The organism is Streptomyces sp. NPDC004031, from assembly GCF_053604375.1.
Map to the genome: position 1 here is coordinate 107,494 of NZ_JBSGHL010000004.1, position 17,969 is coordinate 125,462.

At 74.5% G+C, this 17,969-nt stretch carries 16 protein-coding genes; 7 read left to right on the forward strand and 9 right to left on the reverse strand.

Annotated elements, in window-relative coordinates; translation table 11 throughout:
- Positions 1 to 152 precede the first annotated feature (152 nt).
- Both ACWERV_RS03755 and ACWERV_RS03760 read left to right on the forward strand, forming a co-directional pair.
- Positions 153 to 821, forward strand: a complete 669-nt coding sequence (locus ACWERV_RS03755; RefSeq protein ID WP_452928295.1) for a helix-turn-helix domain-containing protein — start codon at positions 153 to 155, stop codon at positions 819 to 821.
- Between the two features lie 93 nt (positions 822 to 914).
- Positions 915 to 3,299: a glycoside hydrolase family 65 protein gene (locus ACWERV_RS03760; protein WP_452928297.1), complete on the forward strand. Its 2,385-nt coding sequence runs from the start codon at positions 915 to 917 to the stop codon at positions 3,297 to 3,299.
- A gap of 19 nt (positions 3,300 to 3,318) precedes the next feature.
- Here ACWERV_RS03760 and ACWERV_RS03765 read toward each other — a convergent pair whose 3' ends face one another.
- The 3 genes from ACWERV_RS03765 to uppS all read right to left on the reverse strand — a co-directional run bounded on the left by ACWERV_RS03765 (position 3,319) and on the right by uppS (position 6,085).
- Positions 3,319 to 4,386 carry an alcohol dehydrogenase catalytic domain-containing protein gene (locus ACWERV_RS03765; RefSeq protein ID WP_452928300.1) on the reverse strand — a complete coding sequence of 356 codons (1,068 nt, stop codon included), beginning with the start codon at positions 4,384 to 4,386 and terminating at the stop codon, positions 3,319 to 3,321.
- A 138-nt stretch (positions 4,387 to 4,524) separates the two neighbouring features.
- Positions 4,525 to 5,256 carry a class I SAM-dependent methyltransferase gene (locus ACWERV_RS03770; RefSeq protein WP_452928303.1) on the reverse strand — a complete coding sequence of 244 codons (732 nt, stop codon included), beginning with the start codon at positions 5,254 to 5,256 and terminating at the stop codon, positions 4,525 to 4,527.
- Between the two features lie 52 nt (positions 5,257 to 5,308).
- Positions 5,309 to 6,085, reverse strand: coding sequence for a polyprenyl diphosphate synthase (gene uppS / locus ACWERV_RS03775; RefSeq protein WP_452928306.1), 777 nt, complete (start codon positions 6,083 to 6,085; stop codon positions 5,309 to 5,311).
- A gap of 349 nt (positions 6,086 to 6,434) precedes the next feature.
- Here uppS and ACWERV_RS03780 point away from each other — a divergent pair, with 349 nt between their 5' ends.
- Both ACWERV_RS03780 and ACWERV_RS03785 read left to right on the forward strand, forming a co-directional pair.
- Positions 6,435 to 7,904 (forward strand): MFS transporter, encoded by a 1,470-nt coding sequence (locus ACWERV_RS03780; protein WP_452928308.1) that lies wholly within the window; start codon positions 6,435 to 6,437, stop codon positions 7,902 to 7,904.
- A 38-nt stretch (positions 7,905 to 7,942) separates the two neighbouring features.
- Positions 7,943 to 8,710 (forward strand): TetR/AcrR family transcriptional regulator, encoded by a 768-nt coding sequence (locus ACWERV_RS03785; RefSeq protein ID WP_452928311.1) that lies wholly within the window; start codon positions 7,943 to 7,945, stop codon positions 8,708 to 8,710.
- 146 nt (positions 8,711 to 8,856) lie between these two features.
- Here ACWERV_RS03785 and ykgO read toward each other — a convergent pair whose 3' ends face one another.
- Positions 8,857 to 8,979 carry a type B 50S ribosomal protein L36 gene (gene ykgO / locus ACWERV_RS03790; RefSeq protein ID WP_031521705.1) on the reverse strand — a complete coding sequence of 41 codons (123 nt, stop codon included), beginning with the start codon at positions 8,977 to 8,979 and terminating at the stop codon, positions 8,857 to 8,859.
- Positions 8,980 to 9,095: 116 nt separating this feature from the next.
- Here ykgO and ACWERV_RS03795 point away from each other — a divergent pair, with 116 nt between their 5' ends.
- Positions 9,096 to 9,365, forward strand: coding sequence for a hypothetical protein (locus ACWERV_RS03795; RefSeq protein WP_398184563.1), 270 nt, complete (start codon positions 9,096 to 9,098; stop codon positions 9,363 to 9,365).
- Here the strand turns inward: ACWERV_RS03795 and ACWERV_RS03800 are convergent.
- Positions 9,305 to 10,288, reverse strand: a complete 984-nt coding sequence (locus tag ACWERV_RS03800) for a LysR family transcriptional regulator ArgP (RefSeq protein WP_452928315.1) — start codon at positions 10,286 to 10,288, stop codon at positions 9,305 to 9,307. The two genes, ACWERV_RS03795 and ACWERV_RS03800, sit on opposite strands and share 61 nt — an antisense overlap.
- Before the next feature lie 69 nt (positions 10,289 to 10,357).
- On the opposite strand from ACWERV_RS03800, the gene ACWERV_RS03805 reads away from it, so the two are divergent.
- On the forward strand, positions 10,358 to 10,972 hold the full coding sequence (locus ACWERV_RS03805) for a LysE/ArgO family amino acid transporter (protein WP_398184569.1): 615 nt from the start codon (positions 10,358 to 10,360) through the stop codon (positions 10,970 to 10,972).
- A 124-nt stretch (positions 10,973 to 11,096) separates the two neighbouring features.
- On the opposite strand, the gene ACWERV_RS03810 is transcribed toward ACWERV_RS03805, so the two are convergent.
- A complete protein-coding gene (locus ACWERV_RS03810; RefSeq protein WP_452928318.1) occupies positions 11,097 to 13,196 on the reverse strand; it encodes a SpoIIE family protein phosphatase in 2,100 nt (699 codons plus the stop codon).
- Positions 13,197 to 13,399: 203 nt separating this feature from the next.
- On the reverse strand, positions 13,400 to 14,443 hold the full coding sequence (locus ACWERV_RS03815; RefSeq protein ID WP_452928321.1) for a LacI family DNA-binding transcriptional regulator: 1,044 nt from the start codon (positions 14,441 to 14,443) through the stop codon (positions 13,400 to 13,402).
- A gap of 388 nt (positions 14,444 to 14,831) precedes the next feature.
- Between ACWERV_RS03815 and ACWERV_RS03820 the strand changes: the two genes are divergently transcribed.
- Positions 14,832 to 15,671 carry an aldo/keto reductase gene (locus ACWERV_RS03820; RefSeq protein ID WP_452928324.1) on the forward strand — a complete coding sequence of 280 codons (840 nt, stop codon included), beginning with the start codon at positions 14,832 to 14,834 and terminating at the stop codon, positions 15,669 to 15,671.
- Positions 15,672 to 15,717: 46 nt separating this feature from the next.
- Here ACWERV_RS03820 and ACWERV_RS03825 read toward each other — a convergent pair whose 3' ends face one another.
- Together ACWERV_RS03825 and ACWERV_RS03830 are read right to left on the reverse strand one after the other, a co-directional pair.
- Positions 15,718 to 16,725 (reverse strand): LacI family DNA-binding transcriptional regulator, encoded by a 1,008-nt coding sequence (locus ACWERV_RS03825; RefSeq protein ID WP_452928327.1) that lies wholly within the window; start codon positions 16,723 to 16,725, stop codon positions 15,718 to 15,720.
- A 162-nt stretch (positions 16,726 to 16,887) separates the two neighbouring features.
- On the reverse strand, positions 16,888 to 17,886 hold the full coding sequence (locus tag ACWERV_RS03830; protein WP_398184585.1) for an ABC transporter substrate-binding protein: 999 nt from the start codon (positions 17,884 to 17,886) through the stop codon (positions 16,888 to 16,890).
- Between the last annotated feature and the right edge of the window lie 83 nt (positions 17,887 to 17,969).

The following is a 17,969-nucleotide window of genomic DNA, read 5'->3' on the forward strand; positions in this document are numbered from 1 at the left end:
GGCCGGGCACGGGGTGCTCATCCTGCCGCCCGGCGGCGCCGTGCGGCACCCCGCCGCCCGTCGTCCCGCGTGGCGCGGTGGGCGAAGGTGCGTGATCCTGGATGTACGGGTGTGGCATCTTGCCCGAGGTTCGGGCGGAGGGAGGGTCCGACATGGCCGGCCAAACGCGCACCGGCGGGCAGCGGACCGAACGTGATCCGATCGTGCGGCGCATAGCGGAGCGCCGGGCGCAGCTCGGGCTGAGCGAGAGCGCGCTGTCGACCCGGGCGGCGATGTCCCCCCGGTATCTGCAGCACCTGCTGGACTCCGGCCCGGACTTCGACCCGGGCGGACTGGTCCGGGTGGCCGCCGCCCTGGACCTCACCTACCAGGAACTCATGGAGGGCCGCCGTGACCCGCCGCCGGGGCAGCCGGACGCCTCCGCGCGCCCGGTGCTCGCGCACCTGAGCACCGACGAGTGCTGGGACCGGCTGGGCACGCACGGTGTGGGCCGGATCGCGGTGCCGGTGCAGCCGGGACCCGCGGTGCTGCCGGTGAACTACCTGGTGGACGGCGGCACGGTGGTCTACCGCACGGAGTCCGGCGGCCCCGCGGCGCCCGCGCCCGGCGAGGGCGTGTCCTTCCAGGTCGACCAGATCGACGATCATCTCAGCCGCGGCTGGAGCGTGCTGCTGACCGGCACCGCGGAGCATGTCGAGGACCCGGCGCAGACCGAGGTGCTGTCCGCCCGCGCCCCGGAGCCGTGGGCGGGCGGCGACCGCCCGCTGTGGATACGGGTTCGGCCCAAGAGCGTGACCGGCCGCCGTATCGACACCGAGTGAGCGCCCTCCGCCCGCACCGGCGGCCCGGCCCCGTACCGACCCACCACCGAGAGCCGGCGGTTCCCGCGCCGGGCGAGCCGAAGGGACCGCGGCATGGAGGACGGCTGGGCCTGGCGCTACGCGGGCTACGACCCGGAGCGTGAGCAGCTGCGCGAGGCGCTGTGCACGCTGGGGAACGGCTACTTCGCGACCCGCGGCGCGGCGGCCGAGTCACCCGCGGGCGGCCCGCACTACCCGGGCACGTACGCGGCCGGCTGCTACAACCGGCTGACGTCGAAGGTCGCGGGGCGCGAGGTCGACAACGAGGACATGGTCAACCTGCCGAACTGGCTGCCGCTGCGGGTGCGCCCGGCGGGCGGTTCCTGGTTCGGCCCCGACGTGTGCGAGGTGCTCGACCACGAGGTCGTCCTCGATCTGCGCGGCGGCACCCTGGAGCGGCGGACGCGGCTGCGGGACGGCGCGGGGCGGATCCTCGCCACGACCGAGACCCGGCTGGTGCACATGGGCGACCCGCACCTGGCGGCGCAGCGGCTGGTGGTCACCGCGGAGGGCTGGAGCGGCGACCTGGAGATCGAGGCGGGCCTCGACGGGGACGTCGCCAACAGCGGCGTCGCCCGCTACCGCGACCTCGACGGGCACCACCTGACCGGCCACCGCACGGGCGCGGAGGGCCAGGACACCGGCTGGCTGCGCTGCCGCACGTCCAGTTCCGGCATCGAGGTGGCGCTGGCCGCCCGGATCCGGGTGACCGGCGCGGACGTGCGCGCGCAGCCGCCCGTCCCCGGCGGGCGCGGGGTGCTGCGGCGGGTCACCGCTGCGGTGGACGCCACGCGCCCGGTGACCGTGGAGAAGGTCGTCGCGCTGCACACCTCGCGGGATTCGGCGATCCACGACCCGCTGCACGCCGCGCTGGAGCGGGTGGCGCGCGCGGCGGACGTCACGGGGCTGCTCACGGAGCACTCCACCGCCTGGGAGCGGCTGTGGCGGCGGGCCAGGATCCAGGTCCCGCGTTCGGTGGGGGCGGTGCTGCGGCTGCACCTCTTCCACGTCCTCCAGACGCTGTCGCCGCACACCGCGGACCTCGACGTGGGGGTCCCGGCCCGCGGGCTGCACGGCGAGGCCTACCGCGGGCACGTCTTCTGGGACGAGCTGTTCGTGCTGCCCTTCCTCAACCTGCACCTGCCGGAGGTGTCGCGGGCGCTGCTGATGTACCGGCACCGGCGGCTGGACGCGGCCTGCCGCGCGGCCCGCGCCGAGGGGCGGCAGGGCGCGATGTACCCGTGGCAGAGCGGCAGCGACGGCCACGAGGAGACCCAGCGGCTGCACCTGAACCCGCGTTCGGGCCGCTGGCTGCCGGACCACACCCACCTCCAGCACCATGTCGGCTCGGCGGTCGCGTACAACGTCTGGCAGTACTGCCTGGCCAGCGGCGACACCGCCTTCCTGCACGGCGAGGGCGCCGAGATGCTGCTCCAGGTCGCCCGCTTCTGGGCGGGCAGCGCGGTGTGGGACCCGGGGTACGAGCGCTACCGCATCCGCCAGGTGGTGGGCCCCGACGAATACCACACCGCCTACCCGGGGGCGGACCGCCCGGGGCTGGACGACAACGCGTACACCAACGTCACGGCCGCGTGGGTGCTGGCCCGCGCGCTGGAGCTGACCGGGTCGATGCCCGCCCCGCGGCGGTCGGAGCTGTTCGAGCGGCTGGGGATCGGCGCGGACGAGCCGGAGCGCTGGCAGGACGTCTCCCGGCGGCTGCGGGTGCCCTTCCACGCGGGCGTGATCAGCCAGTTCGACGGCTACGGCGAGCTGGACGAGCTGGACTGGACCGGCTACCGCGAGCGCTACGGCGACATCCGCCGGCTCGACCGGATCCTGGAGGCCGAGGGCGACAGCGTCAACCACTACCAGGCGTCCAAGCAGGCGGACGTGCTCATGCTCGGCTACCTCTTCCCGCCCGCGGAGCTGGCCGCGCTCCTGGCGCGGCTCGGGCACACCCTGGACGACGAGCTGTGGGCCCGGACGGTGTCCCACTACCTGGCGCGCACCAGCCACGGCTCGACGCTCAGCGGTCTGGTGCACGGCTGGGTCCTGGCCCGCTCGCGCCGCGAGGGCGCCTGGGACCACGTGCGCGAGGCGCTGCTCGGCGACGTCGCCGACCTCCAGGGCGGCACCACCGGCGAGGGCATCCACCTGGGCGCCATGGCCGGGACGCTGGACCTGGTGCAGCGCGGGCTGACCGGACTCCAGCCGCAGGCCGACTGCCTGCGGCTGGACCCGGTGCCGCTGCCGCAGCTGTCCCGCTTCTCGCTGTCGCTGCGCTACCGGACGCACTGGGGCGTCGATCTCGCGCTGCACGGCGGCAGGCTGCGCATCGGGGTGCCCGACTCCGGCCAGGACCCGGTCGCGGTGGCGGTCGACGGGCACGTCTACCAGGTCGCCCCCGGCGGCGAGGTCACGGTGGACCTGCCGCGCTGAGGGGCGCCGCGGGTCAGGGTCAGCCCGTGCGCAGTGTCAGCTCCTCGTGCCGGGGCTCGCCGAGCACGACCTTGAGGGCGCCGGTGTCGGCGGCGCCGGCGAAGACCTCGTACGCCTCCTCCATCTGCCCCAGCCCGAAGGTGTGGCTGACCAGCGCGGACGCCGGGAGGCGGCCGTCGACAAGCATGCGCAGCAGGTCGGGGGTGGAGGAGGTGTCGACCAGGCCGGTGGTCAGGGTCAGGTTCCTGATCCACAGGTCCTCCAGGTGCAAGGTGACCGGCCTGCCGTGCACGCCGACGTTCGCCAGGTGGCCGCCGGGGCGGACCATACGGGCGCACAGCTCGAAGCTCTCCGGGCGGCCGACCGCCTCGACGACGACGTCCGCGCCGAGCCCGCCGGTCAGGTCGGCGACCAGCTGCTCGCTCTCGGCGACACCGGCGATGGCGTCGGCGCCGACCCGCTTGGCCACGTCCAGCCGTCCGGGCGCGAGGTCCACGGCGATGGTGCGGGCGGGCGAGAAGAGCTGGGCGGTGGCGATCGCGGCGAGCCCCACCGGCCCGGCGCCCACGACCACGACGGTGTCGCCGGGGCGCACCCGGCCGTTGAGCACACCCACCTCGTAGCCGGTGGGGAAGATGTCGGCGAGCAGCACGGCCTGCGCGGCGTCCACCGCGGCGGGCAGCGGGTGCAGTCCGAAGTCCGCGAAGGGCACCCGGACGTATTCGGCCTGCGTGCCGTCCACGAGGTGGCCGAGGATCCAGCCGCCCCCGCCCAGGCACTGCCCGTACGCGCCCTGGCGGCAGTAGCGGCAGCGCCCGCAGCCGGTCACGCAGGACACCAGCACCCGGTCGCCGGGGCGCACCCCGCGCACCGCGGCGCCGGTCTCGACGACCTCGCCGACCGCCTCGTGGCCCAGCACCGTGCCCGGCCGCACGTCCGGCACGTCACCGCCCAGGATGTGCAGATCGGTGCCGCAGATGGTGGTGGCCTCGACGCGCACGATGGCGTCGCCCGCGTCCTGGAGCGTGGGGTCCGGGACGTCCTGCCAGCCGGACTGGCCGGGACCGTGGAAGACCATGGCCTTCATGGGGATCATCTCCTCGCAACCGCGACTGTGGCTCGGCCGGCGGGCCGCCCGCGCCGCCGGCGGCGCGCGTACGCCCCCTCGATCCATGGTCGCCGCAGCCGCCCCGTCACGCATGTGGCGCGGCCGCGCGGCCGCCGGTCAGCGGCGGCGGGCCAGCACCAGGCGGGCGCGGGGGCTGCCGTCGGCACGGCGGCCGAGGGCGGTCAGCGGGGTGAGGGCGACGTCGAAGCCGGCCGCCGCGAGGTCGGCGCGGACGGCGGGCAGCGGGAAGGTGCGGTAGTACATCACGAAGGGCGGGCGGCGCACCGCGTTGCGCACCCGCATGGCCGCGTCGAAGCCCGCGAAGGCCCAGTACCAGGGCGAGCGCGGGGGTGGCGGGGCGCCCAGCGGGAAGGCGAACAGCCCGCCGGGCCGCAGCGCCCGGTGGACCTGCGCGAAGAGCCGGGGCCGCTCGGCGGGCAGGAAGTGGCCGAAGGCGCCGAAGCTGACGGCCAGGTCGAAGCCCTGCGCGAAGGGCAGGGCACGCGCGTCGGCACGCACCCAGGACCGCCGCGGACCGTCCGCGGGCGCGGCGGCGGCCTGGGCCTGGGCCTGGGCGAGCATCCCGGCGCTGAAGTCGGCGCCCGTCACATGCGTGCGGCACAGCGGCGCCAGCACCCGCAGGCCCGCGCCCGTACCGCAGCACAGGTCGAGCCCGGCGTCGAAGGGGCCGAGCGGGGCGAGGGCCTCGGCGGTGGCGTCCAGGACGGCGTCCGGGGTACGGAAGGGGGTGGCGTCGAAGTCGGGGGCGAGCAGGTCGTAGCCGTGCTCGACGGACGACAGCGCCTGGACCGCCAGCTCGCGCAGTGTGGGTCCCTCGGGTGAGAACACCCGGCCAAGGATAGGCGGGCGGGCCCCCGCCGCCCCGGCCCGTGCGGGCCGGTCATCTGCCGCGGCGGCGCTCGCGGGCGGCGTAGCTGCGCAGCGCCCGCAGGAAGTCGACCTCGCGGAAGGCCGGCCAGTGCGCGTCGCAGAAGTACAGCTCGGCGTACGCGGCCTGCCACAGCAGGAAGTTGGACATCCGCTGCTCGCCGCTGGTCCTGATCACCAGGTCGGGGTCGGGGTGCCCGGCGGTCCACAGGTGCCGGGCGATGTCGTCGGGTTCGAAGGCGTCGGCGGCCTCGGCCAGCGAGCGGCCCGCCTCGGCGTGCCCGGTGAGCACCTCGCGCACCGCGTCGACGACCTCCTGGCGGCCGCCGTAGCCGATCGCGAGGGTGACGTGGTTCCCGGTGGTGATCTCCCGCCCGGCGTCCACGGCCTCCTTGAGCGCGTGCGCGGTACGGTCGGGCAGCACCGACAGGTCGCCGGCGACATGGAGCCGCCAGCGGGCGCCGGGGCGGGCGAGCCGCTCGGTGACGACCCGGGTGATCAGGTCCATGAGGAAGCCGACCTCGTCCTCGCCGCGGCGGGCCAGGTTCTCGGTGGAGCAGACGAAGACGGTGACATGGCGGACGGCGAGCGACTCGCACCAGGCAAGGACGTCGTCCACGTGCTCGGCGCCGGCCTTGTGGCCGAGGCTGGGGCCGGCCAGCCCGGCCTTGCGGGCCCAGCGGCGGTTGCCGTCCATGATCAGCCCGATGTGGCGGGGCAGCGCCCCGCCGCGGAGCCTCCGGCGCAGCCGGCGGGTGTACAGGGCGTATACCGGTGTCGTGATCCCCACGGCGGTCTCCCCTTGCCTGGCGCCCCCGCGGTCCCGAGGCGCTCCCTGGGCTCTCCCCTTGCTTTCCTGACCGAAGACTAGGGTGAGCGGGCCGTTCCCGGGGGCCGGTCCCGCCGCGGCACACCGTAAGGGGGAGCGCGGGGGCGGGAAAGCGCTCTCCCCGACCCCGGTGCCCGGGTCCGCGGGAACCGGCCGGAAGCCGCAGACCGGCGGCGGCGCACGCGGGCGGGCGGCGTATTCCCCGTATCGATGTGCGCTTTCCCTCATCGTCATGAAACGGAACCGTCATTCCTGATGGCTTATCCTGTATTCCGGAATGATCGTTCCGCTTCACTTCTGAAGGAGTTCCATGGCGTCCGAGACCCGGCGCACACACCACCAGGTCACGTTCGCGGTCCTTGCGGCGGGTGTGACCGCGTATTCGCTGCTCCAGTCCCTGGTCACGCCGGTGCTGCCGACGATCCAGGAAGACCTGCACACCAACCAGAACACCGTGACGTGGGTCCTGACGGCCTATCTGCTGTCGGCCTCGATATTCACGCCGATCATGGGCCGCATAGGCGACATGATCGGCAAGGAGCGGGTCTTCGTGGCGACGCTCGGCGCGCTCGCCGCCGGGTCGCTGCTCGCGGCGCTCGCGACCAACGTCCAGGTGATGATCATCGCTCGGGCGATCCAGGGCATCGGCGGCGGTGTGCTGCCGCTCGCGTTCGGCATCATCCGGGACGAGTTCCCGCGTGAGAAGCTCAACGGCGCGGTCGGCATGATCGCTTCACTGCTGGCCGTCGGCGGCGGCCTCGGCATCGTGCTGGCCGGCCCGATCGTCAACGCCCTCGACTACCACTGGCTGTTCTGGCTGCCGATGATCCTCACGCTGGCCTCGGCGGTGGCGGCCTTCTTCTTCGTCCCCGAGTCGCCGGTGCGCACGCCCGGCCGGATCAGCTGGGCGCCCGCGGTACTGCTGTCGGCCTGGCTGGTGGCACTGCTGGTCGCGCTCAGCGAGGCCCCGACGTGGGGCTGGGGCTCGGTCAAGGTCATCGGCCTGCTGACCGCTGCCGTCGTGCTCGCGGTCGGCTGGGTGCTCGTCGAGAACCGCGCGGCCACCCCGCTGATCGACATGAAGATGATGGCCCGCCCGGCGGTGTGGACCAACAACCTGGTGGCGCTGCTGGTCGGCGTCGGCATGTACGCGGTCTTCGCCTTCCTGCCGGAGTTCGTGCAGACCCCGAAGTCCACCGGCTACGGCTTCGGCGCGAGCATCACGCAGTCCGGCCTGATCCTGGTCCCGATGTCCGTGACGATGTTCCTGGTGGGCCTGGGCAGCAACAACCTGTCCAACCGGATCGGCGGCAAGAAGGTCGTCTTCATCGGCTCGCTGATCGGCACCGTCTCGATGGCGCTGCTGGCCTTCGCGCACACCAGCACCTGGGAGCTGTACGTGGCCACCGGCATCATGGGTGCGGGCTTCGGGCTCACCTTCGCCGCGATGTCCAGCCTGATCGTCAGCGCGGTCCCGCCCGCCCAGACCGGTGTGGCCAGCGGCATGAACGCCAACATCCGCACCATCGGCGGCTCCATCGGCGCCGCGCTGATGGCCAGCGTCGTCACCGCGAGCCCGGCGGCCGACGGCCTGCCGCGCGAGGCCGGCTACACCAACGGTTTCGCGATGCTCGGCGGGGCGCTGCTCATCGCGGCCGTCGCCGCGCTGCTCATCCCGGTCACCCGGCGCACCACCCGGATCGACTTCGCCGACGAACCGCAGCATCCGGAGTTGGCGATGGTCCCCGGGGGTACGGTCGTGGGTGACAAGCCCGAATGAGTGGCGGCGGCCGGGCCCGCGGGAGTGAGTGAGCGACGATGACAGGTCATGCGCGCACCAGGGACCGGGCACCCGAGCAGGCGGCGCCGCATCCGCGGACGCCGCCGGCTCCGGCCGCAAACGACGGCCCGGCCGCAGCGGACGCCCGCGAGCCGGAGTGCCAGCCCGCCCGGCCGATGCGGCGCGACGCCGCCCGCAACCACCAGCTGGTGGTGGAGGCGGCGCGCGAGGTCTTCTCGGAGTTCGGCACCGACGCCAGCATGGAGCTCATCGCCTCCCGCGCCGGCGTCGGCGTCGGCACCGTCTACCGGCGCTTCCCCAACAAGGAGGCGCTGGTCGACGAGATCGCCGGGCTCATGCTCAGGGAACTCACCGAGGTCGCGGCCCGCTCGCTGACGCTGCCGGACGGGGCGGGCCTGGAGGCGTTCCTGCGGGTCATCGGCCGCTCGCTGAGCGAGCACCGCGGCTACGCGGACAAGCTCGTCGGCCACAAGGCCTCCTGCGTGGAGGTGCTGCGCGACCGGATCACCGAGCTGCTGGTCCAGGCGCAGCAGGCGGGCCGGGTCGCGGCGGGCGTCGAGCTGGGGGACGTGATGGCGCTCATCTGGGGCCTGCGCGGCATCGTCGAGACCGGCGGCACCGTCGTGCCGGACGCCTGGCGGCGGCATCTGGACATCCAGCTCGCGGGCCTGCGCTCGGTGACCGTCCCGCAGGACAGCCCGCCCGCGGCCACCCGCGAGCAGCTGCGCAGGATCGGCACCGCGACGGCGGACGCCCGGCACCGGGCGGCGCACCCGCACGGCTGACGGGCCGGGGCGCGTAGCCGCACGGCAAGCGGCGGCCGTATACGAAACGTGGCCGCGCGGGGGGCCGGGCGCTGCGGCCGGGCCCCAGGCGCACGAAAGCGGCACGCCGGGGACGGCGTGCCGCGCGGGGTGTGCGGGGGCGGCGGTCAGCCCTGGCGGGCCTTCATCCGCGGGTCCTTGCGGTTGATCACGTAGACCTTGCCGCGGCGGCGGACGATCTGGGCGCCCGGCCGGTTCTTCAGCGACCGCAGCGAATTGCGTACCTTCATTTTCCGGCCTTTCTCCTCGTATGCCGGCCAGCCGGTCATACTTTGTCGTGCACGCACCACAACGGCGGCGGCCCCGCGTTCATTCCGCGCGGCGCCCGCGCGCACGGAGGGCAGGTATGAGCCAGGATTCCGCAGCCGGGGACGACGACTTCTCCCCCGGTTACTCCAGCCCCGACTTCTCCAGTCCGGACTTCACCGGCCCGGACGACACGATCGGCGACTTCAAGGTGCCGGACTTCACCGTCCCGCCCTTCGAGGGCCCCGACTACGAGGCCGAGGACGCCGACGACCTCGTTCCCGAGGAGGCCGGATTCTCCCGGCCCGGTTACTCCAGCCCCGACTTCAGCTCGCCGGACGACGAGCCCGGCACCGGACGGGAGGACTGACCCCGTCCGCGCCGCGGCGGCCCCTGTTCCAGGGCCGCGGCCGCGGCGCGGACGACCGCCGCGGTGAGCGCGGCCAGCGGCGGCGAGTCGAGCTTCCACTGTTGCCAGTACAGCGGTACGTCCACCGGCCGCTCCGGCGCCAGCCCGGTCAGCGCCCCCGCGGCCACGTACGGCGCGGCCTGCCCGTCGGGGATCGCGCCCCAGCCGAGCCCGGCGGCGACCGCGGCGACGAAGGACTCCGACGCGGGCACGTAGGTGCGCGGCTGCCCCGAGGTGCGGCTGCCGGGTGCGAGACCGCGCAGGAAGGCGTCCTGGATGTCGTCCTTGCGGTCGAAGACGATCATGGGCGCGGCGGGCAGCGTCACGGCGAGCGGGCCGTCCGCGAGATGCCGGGCGGCGAAGGCCGGGGCGGCGTAGGCGCGGTAGGTCATCCGGCCGAGCGGGCGCACCGAGCAGCCCTGCACCGGCTCCGGCGACGAGGTGACGGCGGCCATCACGCGGCCCTGCCGCAGCAGCAGCGCGGTGTGGTCCTGGTCGTCGCGGTGCAGGTCGAAGCAGACGTCCGCGGTGGCCGCGGCCTCGGCGAGCGCGGGCAGGAACCAGGTGGCGAGCGAGTCGGAGTTGACCGCGACCGGCAGTGTGGCGGGCCCGGTCGCACCGGCCAGCCCGAGTTCCGCGCCCGCGTCCTGCTCCAGCCGGGCGAGCTGCCGCCCGAAGCGGACCACCACCTCGCCGGACGGCGTGGGGCGCACTGGCTTGGAGCGCAGCAGCAGCACACGGCCCGTGCGCTGTTCGAGCGCCTTGACGCGCTGGCTCACCGCCGACGGCGTGACGTGCAGCCGCTCGGCCGCCGCCTCGAAAGTGCCCTCGTCGACGGCTGCGAGCAGGGTGCGTACCTGGTCCAGCGGGAGTCCGTCCGTCATCACATTCGCTAATCTTACGTAAGAAAGCTGAGCTGGACTGTTGTCCGTCCGGCTTCCTACGCTTCGATCATGACCACCGCACTGCTCGCCGCCCTGGCCGGACTCGGCACCGGACTGTCGCTCATCGTGGCGATCGGCGCACAGAACGCGTTCGTGCTGCGGCAGGGGATACGGCGCCAGCACGTCGCCGCCGTGGTCGCGATCTGCGCGCTGTCCGACGCCGCGCTGATCTCGGCGGGCATCGGCGGCGTCGGCTCGGTGCTGCGCGCCTGGCCGTCCGCCGTCACCGCGATCGGCTGGCTCGGCGGCGCCTTCCTCGTCTCGTACGGGGTGCTGGCCGCCCGCCGCGCGCTGCGCCCGCAGGCGGCGCTGACTGCCGCCGACGGCACGGGCGGCTCACTGCGCACGGCGGTGCTCACCTGCCTGGCGATGACCTGGCTGAATCCGCACGTCTACCTCGACACTCTGCTGCTGCTCGGCTCGGTCGCCAACGGCTACGGCCACGCGCGGTGGGGCTTCGGCGTGGGCGCGGTGACCGGCAGCGTGGTGTGGTTCACCGGCCTGGGCTTCGGCGCCCGGCTGCTGGAGCGGCCCTTCTCCCGGCCCGGCTCGTGGCGGGCGCTGGACGCGGCCATAGCGTGCACGATGATCACCCTGGGCGTGCTGATGGCGGCCCGCGCCTGAACGCGTACGCCCCCGGTCCGTGAAGGCTCCCCCGGCACGGACCGGATCCGTACGCCCCTGGCCGCGAGCAGCAGTGGTGCCTGCCTGCCCCGGGGCCGGACCGGCACCGTCCCCGGCGCGCGGGTCAGGTGCGGGCCTCGGGCGGGTCGGGGCGCGGCCCGCCGTTCCGGGCGATGGGCCGGAAGCCGATGACGGCGGCGTCGTCGCGCCGGTCGGCCGCGGAGGCCAGCAGCCGGGCGCACAGCGCGGTCAGCGACAGCGCCCCGCTGCGGGCGCGCACCGCCTCCTCGGCGAGCGCCGCCATGCCCTCGCTGATGTCGGTGCCCGGCACCTCGATCAGTCCGTCGGTGTAGAGCAGCAGGGTGTCCCCGGCGGACAGCTCCTGGTGCCAGGTCCTGCGGTCCAGGGACGGCGACACGCACAGCGGCAGGTCCGGCCCCTCCCCCTCCAGGAAGCGCGGCGGCCCCGCGGCGGGCAGCAGCAGCGGGGGCGGGTGCCCGGCGTTGGACCAGGACGCCTGCCAGCCGCCGTCCGGGCGGGCCACGAGATGCGTGTGCACCGCGGTGACCAGCGGCGCGATGCCCAGCCCCTCCACGACCCGGTCGAGCCGGGCCAGGCTCTCGGCCGGGGTCCCGGGATGCCCCGGGTCGTAGGCGATGACCCGCAGCATGCTGCGCAGCTGGCTCATCGAGGTGGCGGCGTCCAGGTCGTGGCCCGCGATGTCGCCGATCGTGAGGGTGACCGAGCCGTCGGGCAGCAGCAGCGAGTCGTACCAGTCCCCGCCGATCTCCGCGGTGGTGCTTGCGGGCTGGTAATGCGCGGCCAGCTCCGCGCCCGGCACCCGCGGAGTGGGCGTCAGCAGCGAGCGCTGGAGGGTCAGCGCGGTGTGCCGGGTGCGCTGGAGCTCCATGGCCTGCCGCAGCGGATCGCGCACCTCGTGCAGCACGTCGCCGAGCAGCTGGAGGTCGGCGGGGCCGGGCGGCGGGCTGTCCGCGCACCCGACGGCCGCGGCGAAGGCGGCCACGGCCGCGTCGATCACGATCGGCACCAGGGCGACGCTGGTGGCCCGCGCCTCGCGCAGCCACTGCGCCGACATCTCCGCCAGCGCCCCGGCCGGGGGCTCGCCCGCGGGGAAGGTCAGCAGCCGCGGGCGGCGGCTCTCGACGACCTGCCGGGCGACCGGACCGAGCGGCCGGGGGTCGCCGCCCAGCGCGGGCATCGCGGGCAGCCCGTCCCGCGCGGTGGCCGCCGCGCGGGAGGCGGACGGGCCGCCGCCCGGCGCCTCCTGGCCCATCCCGTGACCCGGCAGCAGGAAGACGGTGCAGGCGTCGGCCAGCTCGGGCACCACCGCGGCGGTGACGGCGGCGAAGGCCTGCGGCACGTCGGCGGCGGCGGTCACCGTCGCCACCCGGGCCAGCAGCCGCTCGCGCAGCCGGTTGCGCCACTGGTCCTCCACGTCCGCGGTGGTCCCGATCCACTCGACGGCCACGTTGCCGCGCACGATCGGCACCGCGCGGGACTGGACATGGCGGTACGTGCCGGAGGCGGTGCGCATCCGGAAGGTGCACACGAACGTCGACGGGGTCTCGGCCGCGGCCTCCCGCCAGGTGTGCACGAGGCGGTTGCGGTCGTGCGGGTGGACCGTGGCCAGCCACTCCTGGTCGATGACCGGGCGCCACGGCAGTCCGGTGAACTCCTCGAAGCCGCCGACCAGCTCGGTGATCTCACCGGTCGGCTGCATCAGCCAGACGATCTGGCTGACGGCGGACATCAGCGCCTCGTAGCGCTGGAGGGCCTGGTGGCGCTGCTCGGAGAGCCGCTGGGCGCGCTCGGCCGCGGCGACCTGCGCGCTGGTGTCGATCGCGACCGCGAGCACGCCCGGCCCGTGCCGGGAGACCACCGGCGAGCAGCTGTAGACGAAGTGCTGCACACCGGGCGAGCCGGGGGCGCTGCCGTCGGTGGTGCGCGGCGAGGTGACCTGGCGGGCGGTGTGGTCGCGGTAGACGTCCTCCAGCATGTCCACGAACCGTGCGGCGGCGGGCTCGCCGAAGGCCTCGCGGGCCGGGGCGCCGAGCCTGCGCGGTCCGAAGAGTCCGTGGAAGGCGGCGTTGTAGTAGACGAGCAGGTGCTCGGGCCCGGCCGTGATGGCCACGGGCACGATGGCGCTGTCGAACACCTCCGGTTCGAGTTCGGGCATGCCCGTGTCCTGGCCGCTGCGGCTCATCCTCCGATCATCCCGCGGAGCACGCACCGGGGCGCGCCGAGCCACCCACAGGGGCCCGGCCCCCCGGCCGCGGCCGGGGATCCCGTCCGGCTGCCCGGCCCGCAACCGGACGCACGGGACCGGGGGCGCGGGCCCGGGAGAGCGCTCCCCCGGGTGGTCGGACGGCGGCTCCGGCCCTCCCCCGCCCCCGGCAGGGGCGTCGCTCACGCCGAGGCGCGCAGCACCAGGCGGGTCGGGGTGATGATCGGCGAGGCGGCGGTGCCGTCCGGGCTGTCCTGGAGTTCCAGGGTGCGCAGCAGCAGCTGGGCCATGAGGCGGCCCATCTCCTCGATGTCCTGCCGGACGGTGGTGAGCGGCGGGTCGGTCCACTCGGCGACCGAGACCATGTCGTCGAAGCCCACCACCGCGACGTCCTCCGGCACCCGCAGCCCGCGCGACCGCAGCACCCGCAGCGCGCCCGAGGCCATGACGTCGGAGGCGGCGAAGACACCGTCGAGGTCGGGAGAGCGCTCCAGCAACTGCTCCATGGCGCGGGCGCCGCCCTCGGGCGTGAAGTCGCCCTCGGCGATCATCGCGGGCCCGCCGTCGGGGGCCACGTCGCGGAAGCCGTCGAGGCGGTCGACGGAGGCGGGCTGGTCGAGCGGCCCGGCTATGTGCCCGATGCGCCGCCGGCCGATCGCGAGCAGCCGCCGTACCGCGTCCCGCGCGCCGCCCCGGTTGTCGCAGTCGACGTAGAGGGTGCGGCGCCGCGCGTCGGTGTCGGGCCAGGTGGGGCGCCCGCCGATGACCGTGGGGACGCCCGCCTTGCGGGCGAGGGCGGGCAGCGAGTCGTCGGCGTGCAGCGAGAAGATCAGCGCGCCGTCCACGTGCCCGCCGGTCAGGTAGCGGCCGACCCGCTCCCGGTCGGTGGCTCCGCCGGTCAGCAGCAGCAACAGCTGGTTGTCGTGCGCGGACAGCTCACGGCTGATGCCACGCACCTGCTGGGCGAAGAACGGATCGGTGAAGAACCGCGACTCCGGCTCGGCGACCATCACCGCGATGGCCCCGTTGCGCCGTGTCACCAGGGTGCGGGCGGCCTGGTTGGGTACGTAGCCCAGCTCCTCGACCGCGGCGCGGACCCGCTCGGCGAGCGGGCTGCGCACCCCCGCTCCCCCGTTGACCACCCGGGAGACCGTGGCCCGCGACACCCCGGCCCTGGCCGCGACGGCTTCCAGCGTGGGGCGGGCGGCGGGGGGCGGCTCGGACAACGGGGGGACTCCTTCGCGCGGCGGGGCGGCGGGACTGCGGGACTGCGGAACCGGAGAACGGGAACGGGCAACCGGGGTGGGGTGGGGGGAGGGCTGCGGACGGCGGAACGGCAGGGGGCACGTGCGGGAGCACGACACGCACGGGCGGTGCGCCGACGGCCGGGCAGGGCCACAGCGTATCGGGTCGTGACCCCCTGTGAGAGCGCTCTCCCAAGAGTTGCCCCGGCGTCCGCGCATGACCTCCGGCGGACCGGGCAGCCGCCCGGAAGAGGAGACCGGGCCGGTCCCGGCCGTCGCCGCCGGGTGCCACCGGCCCCGGCAGCGGCCGCAACCGGCCCGGCACGAGCAAGGACGCCCAGGACAGCGGGGGGAGCAAGGGACCGTATCCATGACGCACATCCCCAGCCTCACCCTCAACAACGGCACCTCGATACCCCAACTCGGCTTCGGGGTCTTCCAGATCCCGCCCGACGACACCCGGCAAGCGGTGCTCACCGCCTTGGAGAGCGGTTACCGGCACATCGACACGGCGGAGATGTACGGCAACGAGCGGGAGGTCGGCACCGCCGTGCGGGAGTCCGGGCTCGCCCGCGGCGACGTCTTCGTCACCAGCAAGCTCAACAACGGCCACCACGCCCATGACGCGGCCCTGACCGCCTTCGGCCGCTCCCTGGACGACCTCGGGTTCGACTACCTGGACCTCTTCCTGATCCACTGGCCGCTGCCCGGCATCGGCGACTTCACCGAGACCTGGCACGCACTGGAGGAGATCTACGCCTCGGGCCGCGCCAAGGCCATCGGCGTGTCCAACTTCAACCCGCACCACCTGGAGCGGCTGGCGCAGAGTTCCTCCACCGTCCCGGCGGTCAACCAGATCGAGATCCACCCCTATCTGACCCAGGACGACGTCCGCGCCTACGACACCGACCACGGCATCGCGACCGAGGCGTGGTCGCCCATCGCCCAGGGCAAGGTGCTCGGCGACCCGGTGATCACGGCGATAGCCGAGCGGCTGGAGCGCACACCGGCGCAGGTGACGCTGCGCTGGCACATCCAGCGCGGCGACATCGTCTTCCCCAAGTCGGTGACGCCGGCCAGGGTCGCGGAGAACTCCCGGATCTTCGACTTCGACCTGACCCCGGACGACATGGCGGCGATCAGCGCCCTGGACCGCGGCGAGCGCACCGGCCCGGACCCGGACACCTTCAACTGGGTGCCCGACGACTGACGCCCCGCCACGTCGCGGAGCGGAGTCCGCCCGCCGGGAGCGCCGTTCAGGCTCCGGCGGGCGGCGGCTCGCCGGAGGCGCGGATCACGAACCGGGTCAGCAGCACGACCGAGCGCGGCGCCGAGCGGTCCCCGGCGATACGCGAGAACAGCAGGTTGGCGGCGGTGCCGCCGAGGGCGACCGGGTCCTGGCTGACGACCGTCAGCGGCGGGGTCAGCCGCTCGGCGAGCGGCAGGTCGTCGAAGCCGACCAGGGCCAGCGGCGCCGGGTGGCCGAGGGCGTCCAGGACGCCGAGGGTGATCACGTCGTTGCTGGTGAAGACGGCGGTCGGCGGATCGGGCAGGGTGCGCAGGGCGGCGAGCGCGGCGCGTGCCTGCGGCTGCGAGCGCAGTTCGTGGCGGACGAGGGCGGGGTCCTCGGGTATGCCGTGGGCGGCGAGCGCGTCGCGGTAGCCTGCGTGCCGCTCGGCCTGGGTCCAGATGTCGTAGCGGTCGCCGAGGTAGGCGATACGGGTGTGGCCGTGGCCGAGCAGGTGGGTGACGGCGCGTCCGGCGGCGGCCCGGTTGTCGACGGTGACGGTGTCGACGGCGAGCCCCCTGGCGGGCCGGTCGACGCACACCACCTGGGTGCCGCCGTCCATCGGGCGTTTGAGGAAGGCGTGGCTGCCGCTGGTGGGGACGAGTATCAGGCCGTCCACCTGGCGGGCGGTGAAGGCGGCGATGACCTCGCGCTCGCGCTGCGGCTCGTCGTTGGTGCTGCCGACCAGGACGACATGGCCGCGGCGGTGGGCCTCGTCCTCGACCGAGCGGGCCATCAGGGCGTAGAAGGGGTTGGCGAGGTCGTCGACGACCAGGCCGATGGTGGAGGTGCCGAGGTTCTTCTGGCGCAGGCTGCGGGCGTTGTCGTTGCGCTGGTAGCCGAGCCTGCGCACCGCCTGGCCGACGCGGGCGGCGGTCTCGGGGGCGACGCCGGGCGCGCCGGACACCACCCGGGAGACCGTCATGGGGCTCACGCCGGCCGCGCGGGCGACGTCCTTCATGGTCGGACGGTTCACGGGCCTCCTCGTCGCTGTGCCGGCCGGCTGGTGCGTCGATGATGGCAGGGCCGCCGCCGTGTGCCGCGGCCGGGCCCGCCCGTACGGCCCGGTGGGCGGTCCGCGCGCCCCGCCGTTCCCCGGCGGCCCGGCCCCGTGCGGGCCGCCGGTGCGGAATCGGCGTCAGCAGGCCGCCTGGTAGTAGTACTTCTTGATGTCGGGCTGGTTCATGTTGGCCTTGGTGATGGCGACCATGTCCGTGCCGATGTGCTGGGTGACCTGCTTCTTGTCGATCGCGGCGAGCGCCTGGTCGACGCCCTGCCGGCCGATGGCGCCGGGGTCCTGGGCGACCAGCACGTCGAGGGTGCCGTTGGTCAGCGCGGTGATCTCGTCCGGCTCGGCGTCGAAGGCGGCGACCTTGACCTTGCCCTGCTTGCCCGCCGCCTGGAGGCCGGTGGAGATGCCCTGGGCGGTGTTGGTGTTGCCGGCGAAGACCCCGGCCAGGTCGGGGTGGGCGGCGAGGGTGGACTGGATCTGCGAGGCGGCGGTCGCGGGCAGGTCGTTGTCGTAGAGCACCGGGAGCAGGGTGATGTTCGGGTGGTTCTGCTTCATCTCGTCGGTGAAGCCCTTGATGCGGGCGTCGGTGGTGGACACCCCGGGCTTGACGCTGATGACGATCGCCGAGCCCTTGTCGCCCATGAGCTGGGCGAGCGCCTTGGCGGCGGTGCGGCCGCCCGCCTCGTTGTCGGAGGAGATCCGGGAGACGCCGACGGAGGAGTCGCTGACGTCGGTGTCGACCAGCACGATCTTGGTTCCGGCCCCCTGCATCTGCTGGAGCGCCGGGGTCAGGGCGGCGGTGTCGACCGGGGAGATGAGCAGGCCGTCGGGGTGGGTCGCGGCGACGGAGTCGATGATGGGGCGCTGCACGGACACGTCCCACTGCGCGGAGCCGTTGACGGTGAGCTTCACCCCGCGCTTCTTGGCCTCCTGCTGGGCCGCGCAGGACATGGTGATGTAGAAGGGGTCGCTCTTGACGCCCGTGATGAGGTCGAGGGAGTGCGAGCCCGAGCCGCCGCCGGAACCGCCGCCGCAGCCCGCGGTGGTGGCGGCGGTCAGGGCGAGCACGGCGCAGCAGCCGGCGATCCGGACGGTTCTTCTGGACGGGCGGAGGGACTGGCGCATGGCGGGCGGCCTTTCGTGGGTACGAGGGTGGGCCTTGCGAGGGAGCGCGCGGGGCGCGGGCGGCGCGGGTACGGCGGGTACGG